Raw genomic sequence first — 17,304 nt, 5'->3', positions numbered from 1 at the left:
GAACAGGAGTGGAACATGATGCCTTATCGAGTGATGGTGGTTGACGATTCGGCGTTTATGCGTAAGATCATCTCGGATCTCATCGAGCAGGAAGAGGCTTTTCAGGTTCAGGCGACGGCCAAAAACGGACGTGAAGCGATTGAGCAAATCGCAAAGATTCAGCCGGATTTGGTGACCATGGATGTGGAAATGCCGGAAATGAACGGCCTGGATGCACTTAAGGTCATCATGAAGGAACATCCCTTGCCGGTGATCATGTTATCCGGCATCAATGAGCAGGGCATGCGGGAGACGATTATGGCGCTGGAGCTTGGCGCATTCGACTTCATTCGCAAGCCTTCGGCAACCACCAGCTCGCATGATATCGAGCAGGTGGGGCGCGAGCTGCGCGAGCAGCTTCACGCCGCGATGCAGGCAAAGGAGCGGCGTGAAGCTTGGACGGCTGCGCATACAAGCGCGCCGGCGCCTGCGGCGGGCAAGCCGCCCGTGAGACGGCGGGCGGCGCTGCCGCCAGAGGGCGGCCTTCACGCGGCCGCGCTCTGGCGGGGTTCACCGATCTCGTTGCGATCGGTACCTCCACAGGGGGCCCCAAGGCGCTGAAAGCGGTCTTGGAGAAAATACCGGGCGACTTTCCGGCACCCATCGTTATCGTGCAGCATATGCCGCCGAACTTCACCAAGTCGCTCGCTCAACGATTAAACAGCTTATGCGAATTAAACGTCGTTGAGGCGGAGGAAGAACAGGAATTGCAAAGTGGTACGGCATACATTGCTCCGGGAGGATTCCATATGAACGTCGTGTCTGGTCCTGCAGGCAGTTACCGCGTCCATTTGACGAAGACGGAACTCCGCAACGGACATCGACCTTCGGTGGACGTCTTGTACGAATCGCTGCTCCCGCTGCAAGCGTTGAAACGTCATATCGTACTGCTGACGGGGATGGGCAGCGATGGGGCGAAAGTCATGAAGCGGTTGTATGACGCGGGGGTGACTTCCACCATTGCCGAGAGCGAAGAGACTTGCGTCGTATTCGGAATGCCGCGCTCGGCAATCGAATTGAAATGCGTCAGCCATGTATTACCGCTGTATGAAATTGGCCCCAAGCTAGTACAAGAGGTAGCCAAAAAAGTCAACAATTGATCGCTGATCCATGCCTGACTTTTTTGGCTCGCCACTTTAAAAATAGGATGCTTCAAAAAGACAAGTCTTTTTGAACAGCCTCTATAGATGTAAATTACGGAATCTCTTGGAGGAGGTGCCTCACCATGGACATGAATCAGTATCTATCCATGTTTATCGATGAGTCAAACGATCATTTGCAATCATTAAACGAAAAAATGCTGGAGCTGGAGAGCAACCCTGACGATATCAGCATCGTTCAGGTGATTTTCCGATCGGCCCATACGCTGAAAGGCATGGCGGCGACGATGGGGTTCGAGGATTTGTCCTCGCTTACACACCAGATGGAAAACGTGCTGGACCTGGTCCGGAACGAAAAGCTGAAAATGCAGGACTTTATCTTCGACACCCTGTTTAAGAGCTTGGATGCCCTGCAAATGATGGTGCAGGACATTACCCAAGGCGGCGAAGGGAAAGCGGACGTTAGCGAGATCGTCGCTTCGCTGCAGTCGATCGTACGCGGGGACTTCGGAGGAAGCGGCAACTCGGCGGCAAGCAAGCCGGCAGCAGCGGGGGGATCCACATCGGGGACAACCGCCATCCAATTGGATCAATATCAATTTTCCGTACTGGAACAATCCATCACGGAAGGACATAAAGTGCAATACATCGATGTCGCTATCCGGGAGGACTGCCAATTAAAAGCGGCGCGCGCTTACCTCGTCTTTGACCTTCTGGAAAGATACGGGGAGATCGTGAAATCCTCGCCATCCGTTCAAGATATCGAGCAAGAAAAATTTGATCGCAGCTTCTCTCTTTATTACATAACCCAAAAAGAGGCTGCCGAGATTCAAAGCATGATTCTGAATCTTTCGGAAATCGATACGGCTCAGGTTGTGACGCTGGACCACGAGACGCTGGCACAGCTTACTTCCGGGGTGAAGGAGACGGCCGCCGCGGCCGAAGCCGTAGCGCCTGCTCCTAGCACAAGCGAAGCAGCACCGTCCAAACCGTCTGCAGTTGCCGAAGCCAAGAGTAATGCACGCCCTGCAGGGGGAGCTTCCGCTCCATCCCGGACGATTCGGGTCGATATCGACCGCTTGGACGTGCTGATGAATCTGCTTAGCGAGCTGTTGATTGATCGCGCTCGTTTGGAGCAGTTGGCCGAAGAAGTCAAACGCGGCGACTTGACTGAAACGGTCGAGCATATGAGCCGGGTTGGCAGCGACTTGCAGAACATCGTACTGAAGCTGCGGATGGTGCCGGTCGATACCGTGTTCAACCGGTTCCCGCGGATGGTTCGCGACTTGGCGAAATCGTTGGATAAGAAAATCGACCTGAACATCGTTGGCGCGGAAACGGAGCTCGATCGTACCGTGATCGATGAAATCGGTGATCCTTTGGTGCATTTGCTTCGGAACGCAGTAGACCATGGGGTAGAATCAACGGCAGATCGGATTGCGGCAGGGAAGCCGGAAACCGGAACGATCCAGCTCCGAGCTTTCCATAGCGGCAATCATGTGTTTATCGAAATCGAGGACGATGGACACGGGATCGACCGCAGCAAGATATTGCAAAAAGCAATTAAGAACGGCGTTGTGAAAGAAAGTGAAGCCGCTGCTTTGTCGGACGAGCAGGTGTACATGCTGCTGTTCGCTCCGGGCTTTAGCACCGCAGAGGTGATCTCCGACATTTCCGGACGCGGCGTTGGACTTGACGTCGTCAAATCCAAAATCGAATCCTTAAGCGGGGTCGTTTCCGTCGACTCGAAGCTGGGTTCCGGGACGAAGTTCTCGGTCCAACTCCCGCTGACCTTATCGATCATTTCGGCGATGTTGATCAAAGTCGGGACAGAGAAATACGCCATTCCTTTATCCTCGATCGTCGAAACCGGCTTAATCCGGCGCGATCAGGTACGGGAAGTACACGGGTATACGATGGTGGCCTACCGCGATACGCATATTCCGCTGATGTCGCTCGCCAAGCTGTTTGATATTCCTGGCTTCTCCGAAGATGAAGAGGAGGAAACGGAAATCGTCGTCATTCGCAAGGGAGATCGGTTAGCTGCCTTAACGGTAGAAGATTTCATCGGCCAAAGCGAAATCGTTATTAAGAATCTCGGTAAGTATCTGCCGAATGTACAAGGGGTCGCCGGTGCAACCATTTTGGGCGACGGCCAAGTTGCACTCATCATCGATCCGAATGCTTTCATTAAATAAGGCCAGTTTTACACTCTAAGGAGGGTTTCCACATGGGAGAGGAATTGAAAGTCATCGTTTTTAAATTGGGTCATGAGGAATACGGTATCGACGTGGACAAGGTCCAAACGATTGAGCGTATGATGCCGATTACCCGCGTTCCCAAAACGTATGCGTTTGTCAAAGGGGTCATCAATCTCCGCGGCGTAGTTATTCCGGTCATCGACCTGCGTGGTCGTTTTGGACTGCCAGAGGCAGAATACACGGATCAAACCCGGATTATTATCGTATCGGCTAACGAGATGGAAGTCGGATTCATCGTAGATTCCGCTAACGACGTCATCGATCTGAATTCCGATCTGATCGACTCTCCGCCGGATGTGGTAGGCGGGATTAAAGCCAAATATCTTCACGGAGTAGCACGGATTTCCGAGGAACGCCTGCTCGTGATGCTGAATCTGTCCGAGGTGCTAAGCCGGAAGGAAATCATTCAATTGGAAAGCTTAGAGGGCTAAGTCGTGGATTTGTTCAGAGGGTTTGAAGATTTTAAAATGGACATTTTAAAGGAAGTGGGCAATATCGGAGCGGGGAATGCCGCTACCGCGCTGTCCAAATTGCTGGACAAGCCGATTGATATGGCCGTTCCCAAAGTCCAAATGCTTCCGTTTGAGGCGATTGCAGATCGCGTTGGCGGTGCGGAGAACCTGGTGCTTGCAGTATTCTTCCGCGTGGAAGGGGAGGCACCAGGCAATCTGTTCTTCATCCTGAGCCCAGAGGCGGCGAAGAAGCTGTTGCATCGCTTGGCTGGTATCACCGTGGAGAATGAAGAAACCTTTTCGGAGATGGAATGGTCGGCGCTGTCGGAAATCGGAAATATTTTGGCCGGGTCGTATTTGTCGTCGTTGGCTGATTTCACTTCCTTATCGATGTCGCCTACTGTTCCTGCCCTGGCCCTTGATATGGCGGGTGCAATTTTGAGTTACGGACTCCTGCAGTTTGGTGAAATGGGGGATTCCGCCCTGCTGATTGATACGACTTTTATTGAGGGCCATCATGAGGTGGAGGGACAGTTCTTCCTCATACCGGATCCGGATTCATTCGCCAAAATCTTTGCCGCCCTTGGGGTACCCACTGATCATGATCGATGAGCAATATATTGTGAAGGTAGGCATGGCCGAGTTGAATGTCATTACTCAGCAGGGATTGATACGAACAACTGGCCTGGGCTCCTGTGTAGGGCTGACTTTATTTGATCCACAACTCAAAGTAGCCGGACTTGCACATGTGATGCTGCCTTCCTCGGATATCGCCCGGGAAGGGGCGCTGAATATCGCCAAGTATGCGGACACCGCCATTCCGGCGCTGTACCGGAAGTTGCTGGAACTCGGTGCGGCGCCGGGCCGCCTGGCTGCTAAAATGGCCGGCGGTTCGCAAATGTTTACCTTTGCCAGCAGCGGAGATTCGATGCGAATCGGTCCGCGGAATGTAGAATCTTGCAAGCAACAACTGTCCGAGCTCGGCATCCCTTTGCTCGCGGAAGATACAGGCGGCAATTATGGCCGAACGATTGAATTGGACAGCGTATCGGGAATCTTATATGTGCGAAGTGTACAAATGGGGATAAAGGAATTGTAGCCATGCCAGGAAAATTGAGATATTACTTGTTGTCGGGCTTGATTGGTTTTTTAATTACCTTTGCCGTTTCGGCGGGGAACAATTTGTTCATGACCAGCTTTATCCGAGGACTCATTTCTTTTGCCGTCTGGTTTCTGCTTGCCTTTGCTGTAAGTTGGATGCTGGGGTTTTTGAAGGAGATGCCGGGAGATTACGCCACCGCGAGTGAGACGATTGCGGCAGCCGAAGAAGGCAAAGGCAGTAATCTTGACCTGATGACGCCGGATGAAAGCGAGCAGCTAGGCGATTTGATCAAACCTGCTCCAGCCGCTTCGGAAGTGGAAATGCAATTTGCGCCACTGAATCCGCCAAAATTAGTAAAGACACCTGACGACAAAGATCCTGAAGAGCTGGTTAAGGTCGTTCGTCACCTGACAGAACAATAAGGAGGGTGAAGGCAATTGAACGAGCGGAAGACATCCACTCTGAATCATGCCGACCTTTGGGAAAGTTGGAAAGAGCACGGCGATTTGGAGGCAAAGAAACAACTTATCGAGAAATATCTGCCTATTGTCGACTACGTTTCAGGACGTCTCGCCGTTGGCTTGCCCAAAAACGTATCTAAGGACGATCTCGCCAGCAACGGTGTGATGGGACTAATCGATGCGGTCGAAAAGTTTGATTATAAACGGGGTCTTCAATTTGAGACCTATGCATCCTGGCGAGTCCGGGGCGCGATTTTGGACGGCCTGCGGCAAGGGGACTGGGTTCCCCGTTCCGTGCGAGAGAAAGCCAAGAAAATCGAAGAGGGATACCAGCATTTAGAACAGCAATATCTCCGCTCTGTCACGGATACCGAGATGAGCTCGTATTTAAATATCAGCGAGAAAGAATTCCAAAGCATGCTCCAAGATGTTGCCGTCATGACGCTTTGTTCCCTAGAAGATCCGATTCGCGAGGAAGAATCGGAGACTCGTCTGACTTTACTCGTTGACGAAAAAGCAAAAAACCCGGATTATAAAGTTAGGGAGTTTTATTTGCGCGATTCCCTTGCCAAAGGGATCGAGAAATTGACCGAGAAAGAGCGTACGGTCGTCTCCCTACTATATTATGAGGATTTATCCTTAAGCGAAATCGCTGAGGTCATGTCTTTATCGCCCTCGCGGATTTCGCAGCTGCATTCCAAGGCGATCCTACGCCTTCGTGGCAGCTTGGAGAAGCAACGTGATCTGCTGATGCGTGAAGATTGACGGGTTTATTTTTAGCGAGTGTATGATGGAGGGAGGAACGGCTTCGTGGAGCTTCTGGATGATTTAAAGCAGATTTTGAGTGTCACGCTGAACGATGATAAGACGGTGGCCTATCTGCAGTTTTTAAAGAAGGAAGATGATTTTGCCTGTACGGCCGATGCGCTGCTTCAATTCCTAAAAAGCGAGGGCTTGAAATACGGGATTCAGGAAGACATCGTCAAGCGCTTCGCGGCGAACCCCAAAGAGTACTATTTCAGCAAGACGCCGATTGCTATGGGACAGGAACCGATTCAAGGGGAAAACGGGTTTATCCGCCATGCGGTTTCCCTGGACGATGACAATCAGCATCGGCCCGTTGAATCGGAAGACGGCAAGGTGGATTTAAAAGATGTCACACGGTTAAACAATATTCGCAAAGGGCAACTGATCGCAGAGCTTGTGCCCCCTGTTCCAGGTCGCCCCGGCACGGCCGTAACCGGTGAACCGATCCCTTGCCGCGAAGGTAAAGAAGCGCGGTTCAAAGTCGGAAAGAACGTCGTGCTGAATCCGGAACAGACCGCGATGTATGCAGCGATCGACGGTTTGGTGACGCGCACGGATAAAGGCAAGCTGAATGTATTCCCTGTCTATGAGATTAACGGGGACGTGGATTACAGTATTGGGAATATCGATTTCGTAGGAACGGTTGTTGTCCGCGGGAATGTGCTGACAGGATTTCGGATCAGCGCTGCCGGGGACATTCGCGTTGTTGGCGGGGTTGAAGGGGCTGAATTGTTTGCAGACGGATCGATTGAAATTACCGGAGGCATCATCGGTTACAACAAGGGTCTGATCAAGGCAGGCCATAACATCAAGAGCTCGTTTATCCAGGACGGTAACGTTCAGGCGGGGGAAGACGTGCTTGTTTCGCAGAGCATTATGCACTCCAATATCCGTGCCGGCCGGGACGTGATTTGCAGCGGTGCTAAAGGCTTGATCGTGGGGGGCAACATCCAGGCAGGGGAAAAAGTAGTTGCCCGCGTGATCGGAAACCCCATGTCGACAGCGACTTCCATTGAAGTTGGGGCCTTACCTGAGCTGCGTAACGAGCTTCAAGAGCTGCGTCAGCAAGTGAAGGATCAGCTGGCTAATTTGGACAAGACGGAGAAGGCGCTTACGCTGCTGGATCAACTCGCTTCAATGGGCAAGTTGACGCCGGATAAGGTGGAGATGCGTTCGAAGCTGAATATGACCAAGAAATCCAACATGCAGGAGCTCAATCTGATGAAGGAGCGCATGTTGTCGATAGAAAAGGCGCTTGAGGATACCGGGAAAGCCCGGGTTGATGTTCTGAAAATGATCTACGGCGGATCCAAAATCGTCATCGGGAGATATACCAAATATATTAAGGAACCCATTTCGCGCATGTCCTTTTATTTTAGCGAAGGGGATATTTCCATGTCGGCTTACATCTAGAAAGGCACTCATCCAAACGATATTCGAATTATCCATTCCTTCGTTTAACTTGAGGTGATCCCATGAATATGAAATCCGTAGAAATGCAAATCGCGGTCCCTCGGACCAGCGAGGCGGGACGTGTTCAACATGATCAACAACATCGACCTATTCTCGACCAAAATCTGTTATCGGCTCAAGCCTTAAAGGACAGCGAGATCGAGCGCCGGCGCAGTGCGGGTGTGGATGAGAGTGCCCAGAATACGACCGTAAGGCGGGATGGAAATGGTTCTTTCGCGCAAGGACAGGAGCAGGGCCATTCCGGGGACCATCCGGACGAGCAAGCACAGGAGCATAAGGCGGAACATCCCTATAAAGGCCGACATATCGATCTGTCTTTATAGAAGAGATCACATCAACGCAAAAAGGTGAGGATTACATTGTCATTTGGAGAGCCTTGGTTTTATATCGTATTGCTTGGGGCGGCGGCGCTTGTCTATGCTCTACTGCTCCCGGGTCGTCAATCCGCGGCGGCACCCAAAGCGGAAATGGCCAGGGAGCTGGAGGCCACTTTGGAGCAATACATGGCGGAAATCGAAAACGAAAACCAAGAATTGATCGACATGGTCGCGCAGATGAAGCAGGATTTCGTCTCCAAGCAGCTGGCGCAGCAGGAGCAAATTGCTGAGCTGCGCCGTCGTTTAGGGGATACAGAAGCTTCTGCGAAGCAGTGTGAAACACGTCTCGTTCTCCTGGAAAGCGCTATGGCGGAGCAGACGGCAGGTGCCGCTGCCCTAGGGCAGGGGGCGACGCTCCAAGTTCTGCCGCCTCAAGATGATGTTGCAGCTGCCACGGAGTCCGAAAGCCAGCCTCTAGCCCAACCTTCATTGCCAGAAGAACCAGAGCCGGCGCAGGAACAGGTTCGGGATCGATATCCTGAGCTGTTTGATCTTTATGATAAAGGAAAGTCCATTGATATGATCGCCAAAACGATGGGGCTTCAACGCGGCGAGGTCCAGTTGATATTGCAACTGGCCAAGAAGGAGGAGTCCCGATGATGAAGAATCGCCAGTTTATGCTGGGATTGGGTTGCGGACTCATCGCCGGGGCTTTGCTTCTCCAACTGATGCTCATCGGGCAGGGCGGCAACAAGGAGCTCTATACGAAGGAGCAAATTGAACGAGCTGCCGTGCTGGCGGGATTAAAGGTTGTAGAGGTGGATCAAGAGCTGTTGACTGAAGAAGAATGGCTGGAGCGTACTGGCCAAGCTACGGGTACGCCTGTAGATGAGACGGGGGACGCGATCACGCCGGTCGTCCCTGAGCAGCCTGCTGCGCCAACGGCCCCCGCAAATCCGGACAAGCCGGGGACAGACGATGGACAAGCGGCACCCGACGCTCAAACTGACGGGATTAACGGACCGGTGACTCCGGAGTCGCCGCAGCCAGCCACGGTAGAATACAAGATCGTTGGCGGCACGACGTTGGACGGCGTGGCTCAAGGTCTGGAGCAGGCGGGGGTTATCGCGGATAAGAGTGCGTTTTTGAAGACGGCCGTATCCAAGAAGATCAACTATAAAGTTCGTGCGGGGACGTATACTTTTGAAGTAGGCGAGGATTTCGATTCGATCATTTCGAAAATCTCTCCTAAGTCCTCCAAGAACGATTAAACGATACATGCAAAAGGCACCCCGAGTGCCTTTTTCTTTTGCGTCAATTTACGTCAAACTTCGGTTGCATCCCCTTTTTACTTATGGTATATTAATTGACGGTGTTATAACGCACGCGGGATGATTTCGCCAAGGGTGCTCGCTTTTTAGGATAAAAGGGAGTCTTGGTGGGAAATGAAACCTGCGGAGGAAGCATCAAAAAAACCAAACTTAGGAGGTGCGTGAAGATGGCAGTAATCTCCATGAAACAACTGCTTGAAGCAGGCGTTCACTTCGGTCACCAGACTCGTCGCTGGAACCCGAAAATGGATCGTTATATCTTCACTGAAAGAAACGGTATTTACATCATTGACCTGCAAAAAACGGTCAAGAAAGTGGAAGAAGCTTATAACTTCGTAAAGAGCATTGCTGAAGAGAATGGAACCATTCTGTTCGTAGGCACGAAGAAACAAGCTCAAGACTCCGTGAAAGAAGAAGCAGAACGCGCGGGTCAATTCTACATTAACCAACGTTGGTTGGGCGGTACGCTGACCAACTTCCAAACGATTCAAAAACGGATCGACCGTTTGAAACAGCTGGAAGCTTGGGAAGAAGACGGCACGTTCACTGTATTGCCGAAGAAAGAAGTTATCATTCTTCGCAAAGAGAAAGAACGTCTCGAGAAATTCCTGGGCGGGATCAAGAACATGAAGGGCTTGCCTAGCGCTCTGTTCGTGATCGATCCTCGTAAAGAACGTATCGCGGTTGCCGAAGCCCGCAAATTGGGTATCCCAATTGTAGGTATCGTCGACACGAACTGCGATCCGGACGAAATCGACTACGTCATTCCGGGTAACGACGACGCGATCCGCGCCGTAAAACTGTTGACGGGTAAAATGGCGGATGCCGTGATCGAAGCTCACCAAGGTGAACAAACTACAGCGTAATGGCCTTAGCCAGATGCTAAATCGATAAATTAAATGAAAAGGGTGGTTGGTAGGTGTCAAACCTCTCACTACCCTTTTTTTAAAGTGAAGAAGACGGTATAAAATCAGCGGGTCATTACGATGTTATTACATAGGCGGTTGGTTTTATATCTTGAGAGTTGAAGGGGATTTACCCTATACATCGATATGGAGGGAATTAAACATGGCTGTTGATGCAAAATCGGTCAAGGAACTACGTGAAAAAACGGGCGCAGGGATGCTGGATTGCAAAAAGGCGTTAGAAGAAGCAAACGGCGACATGGCGAAAGCCATTGAGGTCTTGCGCGAAAAAGGTCTGGCTGCCGCTGCAAACAAAGCGGGTCGGGTCGCTACAGAAGGTGTTGTTGAATCTTATATCCACGCTGGAGGCCGTATTGGTGTTCTGGTTGAGATCAACAGTGAAACGGACTTCGTAGCTAAGAATGAACAGTTCAAAGAATTTGCACGTGACGTTGCGATGCATATCGCGGCAATGAGCCCTCGTTATGTTCGTCGGGAAGAAGTTCCTCAAGAGGAAATCGAGAAAGAGAAGGAAATCTTGAAAGCTCAAGCCTTGAATGAAGGCAAGCCGGAGAAAATCGTTGAGAAAATGGTCGAAGGCCGCATCGGCAAATACTACGAAGAGTTCTGCTTGCTGGAACAAGCTTTCGTTAAAGACCCAGACAAAACGATTGAGCAACTGCTGAAAGAAAAAATCAGCACGATCGGTGAAAACATTTCCATCCGTCGTTTCGTTCGTTACGAACTTGGCGAAGGTCTGGAGAAAAAAGTCGACAACTTCGTAGAAGAAGTTATGTCCCAAGTCAATAAATAAGCAGACCATCTCACATACAAGTGAAGGAAAGTTGGAACACGCCGTGTTCCTTCTTTTTTAACCCGCGAATGAGTTCGATGTGGAGGTATACATTTGGAACAGCCAGTGTTTAAACGTGTTGTCTTAAAGGTCAGCGGGGAGTCGTTAGCCGGTCAAAACGGTTACGGTATCGACGCCGAAACGATTTCATCCATCGCCGAACAGGTGAAGGAAGTGGTGGAACTGGGCGTGCAGGTGGCTATCGTCTGCGGCGGCGGCAACATCTGGCGCGGGATCGCCGGCAGCGCCAAGGGCATCGACCGTGCTACTGCGGACTATATGGGGATGCTTGCCACGGTGATGAATTCCCTGGCTTTGCAGGACGCGCTCGAGCAAATTGAGGTGCCTACCCGGGTGCAAACCTCGATTGCGATGCAACAAATCGCCGAACCGTACATCCGTCGCCGGGCGATCCGCCATTTGGAGAAGGGCCGGGTTGTGATTTTTGCGGCGGGCACGGGCAATCCGTTCTTCTCTACGGATACAACGGCCGCGCTTCGTGCAGCTGAAATTGAGGCGGAAGTGATCCTGATGGCGAAAAATAAGGTGGATGGCGTATACTCCGCGGATCCGTTTGTGGATCCAAACGCGGTGAAATATGAATCCCTCACGTATTTGGAAGTGCTGAACAAGAACCTGGGGGTTATGGATTCCACGGCATCCTCGCTATGCATGGACAATGATATCCCGTTGATCGTTTTTGCAATTACGGAACAAGGGAACATTAAGCGCGTCGTTCTCGGTGAGAAAATCGGGACGATCGTCAAAGGGAGTGTAGATTAATGCCGCAAACGATTAAGAAACATGCTGAAGAACGCATGGACAAAGCGATTCAGGCACTGAAAAGAGATCTTGCGACGCTGCGCGCCGGAAGAGCTACGCCTTCGCTGCTTGATCGCGTTCAGGTTGATTACTACGGTTCGCCGACCCCAATCAACCAGTTGGCCAATATCAACACGCCGGATTCTCGGACGTTGATGATCCAGCCTTGGGATAAATCGTCGTTATCGGAGATTGAGCGGGCGATCCAGAAATCGGATCTCGGTTTAACCCCCGCGAACGACGGGACATCCATTCGCTTATCGATTCCGGCCTTGACCGAAGAACGTCGTGTCGAGCTCGTGAAGATGACGAAGAAATTCGGCGAAGAGGCGAAGGTCGCCATCCGCAACATTCGCCGTGACGCGAACGATGACATCAAGAAGCTAGAGAAAACCGATATTTCGGAGGACGAATCGCGCCGGCATCAGGAAGACATTCAGAAAACGACAGATAAATTTATCGCGGAAGTGGATAAGGTCCTCGCTGCGAAAGAAAAAGAGATCATGGAAGTTTAAGAGACAAAAAGCGGCCCCTCCTTTTACGGTGGGGTTTTGTCTCTTTTTCATCATCGGCTGGAGGAAAAGGAATGATCAAGCTATTTCAACCCTGGCGGAAAAAGAAAAATCCTGGGGCATCCGTCAGCTTGTCCCCGGACAATATCCCGAACCATGTCGCCATTATAATGGATGGTAACGGAAGATGGGCGCGCAAGCTGGGAATGCCGCGAATCGTTGGCCATCGATCGGGGATGAAAGCCGTGAAGCGGGCGACGATTGCGGCGGATGAACTTGGCATTTCCATCTTGACGCTGTATGCTTTCTCAACGGAAAACTGGAAACGGCCGAAGGACGAGGTTGATTATCTGATGTCGCTTCCGCAAGAGTTTCTGGCGATCGAACTGGATGAGTTAGTCGAGAAGAATGTCCAGGTGCGGATGATGGGCTATACGGATGAATTGCCCAAGCATACGATTGCCGCTATGAAGGAAGCGATTGAACGGACGAAGCACAACACGGGCTTGATCTTGAATTTTGCCTTGAATTACGGCAGCCGTCGCGAGATTACGGAAAGTGTAAAGGATATCGCCAAGGCGGTTCAGTCCGGAGAGTTGTCGGTGAAAGACATTACGGCCGAAACGTTCGAATCTCGGTTGCTGTCCGCCGGGTTGCCTGATCCTGACCTGCTGATTCGCACGAGTGGAGAATTGCGGTTAAGTAACTTTATGCTCTGGCAAACGGCTTATAGTGAATTGTGGTTCACGGATACCCTCTGGCCGGATTTCAACAAAGATCATTTGGTTGAAGCGGTGGCAGAGTATCAGCGCCGCACGCGGCGATACGGTGGATTAACCTAGCGATGGAAGGTGTTGACTGGTGAAACAGCGGTTGATTACGGGCATCATCGCCGGCGGCTTTTTCCTCGGAATGTGCTGGTTGGGCGGAACCCTCTATCATGTACTTATTTTGCTTATGGCTCTGATCGGATATTACGAATTTGTGCGAATGACCCGTATCCCGGCATTCCAAGGACCCGCTATACTGGGGTACCTCGGTGTGGTCTATTTCACGTTTCCGTGGCGTCTGCTCGATATCGCCCAACCGCTCAGCGATTCTGCGGTGTTGTGGTTGGGGATGCTGCTCTTTTTAGCTGTGACGGTGATCAGCAAAAATGAGATGCCGATCGGCCAAGTTGCCATGCTGTATTTAGGTATGGTTTACGTCGGCATCGGATTTGCGGCGATAGCGGAAACACGCAATACGGCTGACGGCCATGGCTTGTTCTGGACGTTTCTTATGTTGGCGGCGATATGGAGCAGCGATGCGGGGGCGTATTTCACCGGCCGCCGCTTCGGCAAAAATAAGCTGTGGCCCGCGATCAGCCCGAACAAAACCGTGGAAGGGGCGCTGGGAGGCGTCTTACTAGCCGTGATCGTTGCCGTGATCTTCGCGTTTGCTTCCGGTGGATTGCTTACGGTCGGACGAGCCGTCCTGCTCGGGATCTCCGCTGCAGTGGTAGGGCAATTCGGCGACCTGATCCAATCGGCGTACAAACGTGTCTACGGCATTAAGGATTCCGGCAAGCTGCTGCCTGGCCACGGAGGCATTTTGGACCGGTGCGATAGTTGGATCGCGGTGTTCCCGTTCATACATATCCTCACCCTTCTCCCTCAATAAGGTAGATTGAAAATCGGCCTCCCCGCACGAAGGGGATGCAGAGATGGGGATTCGACGTCGAATCTTGAACTCAGCCGGGCCTTCCGTTGCTCACGTAGCTTCCAGCTACGCTGCGCTACTCAGTCCCTAGCTTCGTCCAACCTTCTCGGTGCTGAAAACCCGATTTTCAATCTTTTATTGAACGGGTCGATTGAGAATCGGCCTCCCCGCACGAGGGGGATGCAGAGATGGGGATTCGACGTCGAATCTTGAACTCAGCCGGGCCTTCCGTTGCTCACGTAGCTTCCAGCTACGCTGCGCTACTCAGTCCCTAGCTTCGTCCAACCTTCTCGGTGCTGAAGAAACTTTGCAAGGCGAGCTAACGGACTCCAGAGGCCTTATTGCTGTAAAAAGGAAGGGGTTCGCAAACTAACGGACCTCAGAGACCTTATTTGGGTAAAAGGCATCCGGTTTGGTGCTTTTGGCTCCAGATAAAGTCCCTGGAGTCCGTTAGAACGGGAAATGATCGGGAAATAGATAAATAACGGCGCTACGGTCCGTTAGAAGGTGAGGGATCTCTGTGGATCCCTTTGAATCTCTTTGAACACGAGGTGCAGCATGAAAAAAATCGCGTTGATCGGCTCGACCGGTTCCATCGGCACGCAAACGCTGGACGTCCTCCGAGCTTATCCCGAGGAGTTTCGGCTGGAAGGTTTGGCGGCTGGCAGCAATATCGAGTTGTTTGCTAAGCAAGTCCACGAGTTTCGGCCCCGAAAAGCATCTGTAGCCACCAAGGAGTTGGCTGACCGGATTCGTCCGCAGCTGCCGGATGGCGTGGAGCTTTTTTATGGCGACCAGGGTTTGATTGAAGTGGCGGCGGGAACCGATGCCGATACGGTGGTGACAGCCATTGTCGGCAGCGCGGGACTGCCTGCGACGTTAGCGGCTATCGAGGAAGGCAAGCATATCGCGTTGGCGAACAAGGAGACGCTGGTTACGGCGGGACATCTGGTAACGGAATTGGCCCGGCGTAAGGGAGTAGCGTTGCTTCCCGTGGATAGCGAGCACTCGGCTATTTTTCAATGCTTGAATGGAGAGCATCGGGAAGAAGTTGGTCAAATCACATTAACTGCCTCCGGCGGATCGTTCCGCGATCTGTCAAGAGAACTGCTAAAGGATGTCACGGTGGAGGATGCCTTAAAGCATCCAAACTGGGCGATGGGCGCTAAAATCACCATCGATTCAGCCACGATGGTCAACAAAGGATTGGAAGTGATCGAAGCCCACTGGCTGTTTGATCTTCCTTTTGAGCAGATCGGAGTGTTGCTGCACCCGGAAAGCATCATCCACTCCTTCGTTGAGTATCGTGACGGCAGCGTGATCGCACAACTGGGAACTCCGGATATGCGCGTGCCGATCCAATATGCGTTAACCTATCCACACCGCTGGACGTCTGCTGCAAAGCGGTTGTCGTTGGCTGAGGTCGGGAAGCTGCATTTTCGCGAGATGGACTTTGACCGGTTCCCTTGTTTAAGACTAGCCTACGAATGTGGTAAAATAGGAGGTACGGCAACCAGCGTTTATAACGCCGCGAATGAAGCAGCCGTTGCCCGCTTTTTGAAAGGGGATATTCCCTTCTTGCAGATCGAGAGCATTATCGAAACAGCTTTAGCCAAACATGAAGCGCAGGCTCATCCGGATCTGGAAACGATTCGCGAAGCGGATCGCTGGGCTAGAGCTTTAGCCGAGACGTTGTAAGGTTTGTTTCGCTTCGTGCTCAAAAGCTGGGGTGGCGGTATTCTCTTGTGCCTGATCGGAGAATATATTAATCTAAAGTAACGTTGGACGATCCGTGGCCAGAAGGGGGATGCTTACGCTTGGAATTGCTGAAAATCATATTTTTGACGGTGCTTATGTTTTTTGTCATCGTCACGGTGCATGAATGGGGACATTACTTCTTTGCGAAGCGTGCCGGCATTTTGGTACGGGAATTTGCCATCGGTTTCGGCCCGAAACTGCTGTCTTTTAAACGGGACGAGACCCAGTTCACTTTGCGTTTGCTACCTTTCGGCGGCTACGCGCGGATGGCCGGCGAGGATCCGGAGTTGGTTCAAATCTCAGATGGACAGACCGTCGCCTTGCGTTTGGAGAACGATCAGGTTCGGAAGATTTACCTGGACCGGCTGGACAGCCGTAAAAACGTGATCCGCGGCGAAGTACAGTATATCGATCTCGAAGACGATCTCAAGGTACGTTTGGACGTAGACGGCGAGACGCTGACCTACCAAGTCCATCCGCAAGCGATGTTGGTGACGAAGGGGAAAGAGACGCAAATTGCCCCTAGAGATCGGCAGTACGGCAGCAAGACGGTGGGCCAGCGCGCCTTATCGATCTTTGCAGGTCCGCTGATGAACTTTATCTTGGCCTTTGTGCTGTTTGCCTTGCATACGCAAATGGGGGGGATTCCCCTGGAGCAACCGAGCCACCTGCAAATCGGCGAGGTGATGCAAGGGATGCCGGCTGAAGAAGTTGGCTTGAAAACGGGAGATATCATCGAAACGATCAACGGAACTCCGGTAGGGACCGATGCGAATAAAATGATCGAAATGATCCAAGCTTCAAAAAACAAGCCGATGACATGGACGGTCAAACGCGGCGAAGAGACGTTGCAGGTCACGATCACCCCGAAAGGGGCAGAGAATGAAGCGGGCAAAATCGGAAGTACGATCATTACGGTTTTTCCGACGCGCAGCGCATCCTTTGGGGAGACGTTCCAGGTCGCGGGGGAAGATATGGTCAACACGACCAAAGCGATTTTCCTCGGCTTCCAGCAGTTGATCAACCGCTTTAACATGGACGATTTGGGAGGTCCGGTCCGCACGTTTGAGGTTACCGGCCAAATTGCGAAGCAAGGCATCGTGCAATTAACGTATTGGGCCGCCATTTTGAGCCTTTATCTGGGGATCTTTAACCTGCTGCCAATCCCTGCATTGGATGGGAGTCGGCTCATTTTCCTTGGGGTCGAGGCCCTGCGCGGCAAACCGATCGATCCAAACCGCGAAGGCATGGTGCATTTCATCGGATTTGCGATGCTGTTCCTGTTGATGATCGCGGTCACTTATAACGACATACTGCGCTTGATTCACGGCTGATCCTGCTGACGGAGGCAGCCGCCGATCGGCGCGCGAGTACATTAAACTTGTGGTTTTTACGGGAGGACAAAGGTTC

The 17,304-nt window shown here is 51.9% G+C and carries 18 protein-coding genes and 1 pseudogene; all 19 read left to right on the top strand.

Annotated elements, in window-relative coordinates; translation table 11 throughout:
• The first annotated feature begins 15 nt into the window (after positions 1 to 15).
• The 19 genes and pseudogenes from BN3277_RS18655 (at position 16) to rseP (ending at position 17,228) form a co-directional block, all read left to right on the top strand.
• Positions 16 to 1,139, top strand: a pseudogene (locus BN3277_RS18655) (protein-glutamate methylesterase/protein-glutamine glutaminase).
• Positions 1,140 to 1,264: 125 nt separating this feature from the next.
• Complete coding sequence (locus BN3277_RS18650) at positions 1,265 to 3,337, top strand: chemotaxis protein CheA (RefSeq protein ID WP_059045322.1); 2,073 nt, start codon at positions 1,265 to 1,267, stop codon at positions 3,335 to 3,337.
• 32 nt (positions 3,338 to 3,369) lie between these two features.
• Entirely contained in the window at positions 3,370 to 3,831 is a 462-nt protein-coding gene (locus tag BN3277_RS18645; protein ID WP_059045320.1) for a chemotaxis protein CheW, read from the top strand.
• Between the two features lie 36 nt (positions 3,832 to 3,867).
• Entirely contained in the window at positions 3,868 to 4,464 is a 597-nt protein-coding gene (locus BN3277_RS18640; protein ID WP_187380120.1) for a chemotaxis protein CheC, read from the top strand.
• The gene (locus BN3277_RS18635; protein WP_059045316.1) at positions 4,454 to 4,951 is read left to right on the top strand and encodes a chemotaxis protein CheD; all 498 of its coding nucleotides are present in this window, start codon (positions 4,454 to 4,456) and stop codon (positions 4,949 to 4,951) included. The genes BN3277_RS18640 and BN3277_RS18635 overlap by 11 nt, the downstream gene beginning before the upstream one ends.
• A 2-nt stretch (positions 4,952 to 4,953) precedes the next feature.
• Positions 4,954 to 5,376, top strand: coding sequence for a hypothetical protein (locus tag BN3277_RS18630; RefSeq protein ID WP_059045314.1), 423 nt, complete (start codon positions 4,954 to 4,956; stop codon positions 5,374 to 5,376).
• 15 nt (positions 5,377 to 5,391) lie between these two features.
• Positions 5,392 to 6,180 (top strand): FliA/WhiG family RNA polymerase sigma factor, encoded by a 789-nt coding sequence (locus BN3277_RS18625; protein ID WP_059045313.1) that lies wholly within the window; start codon positions 5,392 to 5,394, stop codon positions 6,178 to 6,180.
• A gap of 45 nt (positions 6,181 to 6,225) precedes the next feature.
• Complete coding sequence (locus tag BN3277_RS18620) at positions 6,226 to 7,635, top strand: FapA family protein (RefSeq protein WP_059045311.1); 1,410 nt, start codon at positions 6,226 to 6,228, stop codon at positions 7,633 to 7,635.
• 68 nt (positions 7,636 to 7,703) lie between these two features.
• Positions 7,704 to 8,018, top strand: coding sequence for a hypothetical protein (locus BN3277_RS18615; RefSeq protein WP_316244814.1), 315 nt, complete (start codon positions 7,704 to 7,706; stop codon positions 8,016 to 8,018).
• Positions 8,019 to 8,054: 36 nt separating this feature from the next.
• Positions 8,055 to 8,672: a hypothetical protein gene (locus tag BN3277_RS18610; protein ID WP_059045307.1), complete on the top strand. Its 618-nt coding sequence runs from the start codon at positions 8,055 to 8,057 to the stop codon at positions 8,670 to 8,672.
• Entirely contained in the window at positions 8,669 to 9,283 is a 615-nt protein-coding gene (locus BN3277_RS18605) for an MltG/YceG/YrrL family protein (RefSeq protein WP_059045305.1), read from the top strand. Before BN3277_RS18610 ends, BN3277_RS18605 begins: the two co-directional genes overlap by 4 nt.
• 227 nt (positions 9,284 to 9,510) lie before the next feature.
• Positions 9,511 to 10,209, top strand: coding sequence for a 30S ribosomal protein S2 (gene rpsB, locus BN3277_RS18600; RefSeq protein WP_059045303.1), 699 nt, complete (start codon positions 9,511 to 9,513; stop codon positions 10,207 to 10,209).
• Positions 10,210 to 10,411: 202 nt separating this feature from the next.
• On the top strand, positions 10,412 to 11,062 hold the full coding sequence (gene tsf / locus BN3277_RS18595) for a translation elongation factor Ts (RefSeq protein WP_059045301.1): 651 nt from the start codon (positions 10,412 to 10,414) through the stop codon (positions 11,060 to 11,062).
• A gap of 93 nt (positions 11,063 to 11,155) precedes the next feature.
• A complete protein-coding gene (gene pyrH / locus BN3277_RS18590) occupies positions 11,156 to 11,884 on the top strand; it encodes a UMP kinase (RefSeq protein WP_059045298.1) in 729 nt (242 codons plus the stop codon).
• Positions 11,884 to 12,438, top strand: coding sequence for a ribosome recycling factor (gene frr / locus BN3277_RS18585; RefSeq protein WP_059045296.1), 555 nt, complete (start codon positions 11,884 to 11,886; stop codon positions 12,436 to 12,438). Before pyrH ends, frr begins: the two co-directional genes overlap by 1 nt.
• Positions 12,439 to 12,509: 71 nt before the next feature.
• Positions 12,510 to 13,277: an isoprenyl transferase gene (locus BN3277_RS18580; RefSeq protein WP_059045293.1), complete on the top strand. Its 768-nt coding sequence runs from the start codon at positions 12,510 to 12,512 to the stop codon at positions 13,275 to 13,277.
• Between the two features lie 19 nt (positions 13,278 to 13,296).
• The gene (locus tag BN3277_RS18575; RefSeq protein WP_059045291.1) at positions 13,297 to 14,097 is read left to right on the top strand and encodes a phosphatidate cytidylyltransferase; all 801 of its coding nucleotides are present in this window, start codon (positions 13,297 to 13,299) and stop codon (positions 14,095 to 14,097) included.
• A gap of 597 nt (positions 14,098 to 14,694) precedes the next feature.
• A complete protein-coding gene (locus BN3277_RS18570; RefSeq protein ID WP_059045289.1) occupies positions 14,695 to 15,834 on the top strand; it encodes a 1-deoxy-D-xylulose-5-phosphate reductoisomerase in 1,140 nt (379 codons plus the stop codon).
• 119 nt (positions 15,835 to 15,953) lie between these two features.
• Positions 15,954 to 17,228: an RIP metalloprotease RseP gene (gene rseP / locus BN3277_RS18565; protein WP_059045286.1), complete on the top strand. Its 1,275-nt coding sequence runs from the start codon at positions 15,954 to 15,956 to the stop codon at positions 17,226 to 17,228.
• Positions 17,229 to 17,304: the final 76 nt, after the last annotated feature.

The organism is Paenibacillus rubinfantis, assembly GCF_001486505.1.
In the GTDB taxonomy this organism is placed as follows: domain Bacteria; phylum Bacillota; class Bacilli; order Paenibacillales; family Paenibacillaceae; genus Fontibacillus; species Fontibacillus rubinfantis.
The sequence above is the reverse complement of the archived record's forward strand: the minus strand, read 5'-3'. Positions and strand labels throughout refer to the sequence as shown.

Bases quoted from the DNA above. Each gene is read 5' to 3' on its own strand.
- BN3277_RS18650 (WP_059045322.1), top strand. From the start codon at position 1,265: ATGGACATGAATCAGTATCTATCCATGTTTATCGATGAGTCAAACGAT.
- BN3277_RS18645 (WP_059045320.1), top strand. From the start codon at position 3,370: ATGGGAGAGGAATTGAAAGTCATCGTTTTTAAATTGGGTCATGAGGAA.
- BN3277_RS18640 (WP_187380120.1), top strand. From the start codon at position 3,868: ATGGACATTTTAAAGGAAGTGGGCAATATCGGAGCGGGGAATGCCGCT.
- BN3277_RS18635 (WP_059045316.1), top strand. From the start codon at position 4,454: ATGATCGATGAGCAATATATTGTGAAGGTAGGCATGGCCGAGTTGAAT.
- BN3277_RS18630 (WP_059045314.1), top strand. From the start codon at position 4,954: ATGCCAGGAAAATTGAGATATTACTTGTTGTCGGGCTTGATTGGTTTT.
- BN3277_RS18615 (WP_316244814.1), top strand. From the start codon at position 7,704: ATGAAATCCGTAGAAATGCAAATCGCGGTCCCTCGGACCAGCGAGGCG.
- BN3277_RS18605 (WP_059045305.1), top strand. From the start codon at position 8,669: ATGATGAAGAATCGCCAGTTTATGCTGGGATTGGGTTGCGGACTCATC.
- rpsB (WP_059045303.1), top strand. From the start codon at position 9,511: ATGGCAGTAATCTCCATGAAACAACTGCTTGAAGCAGGCGTTCACTTC.
- tsf (WP_059045301.1), top strand. From the start codon at position 10,412: ATGGCTGTTGATGCAAAATCGGTCAAGGAACTACGTGAAAAAACGGGC.
- frr (WP_059045296.1), top strand. From the start codon at position 11,884: ATGCCGCAAACGATTAAGAAACATGCTGAAGAACGCATGGACAAAGCG.
- BN3277_RS18580 (WP_059045293.1), top strand. From the start codon at position 12,510: ATGATCAAGCTATTTCAACCCTGGCGGAAAAAGAAAAATCCTGGGGCA.
- BN3277_RS18570 (WP_059045289.1), top strand. From the start codon at position 14,695: ATGAAAAAAATCGCGTTGATCGGCTCGACCGGTTCCATCGGCACGCAA.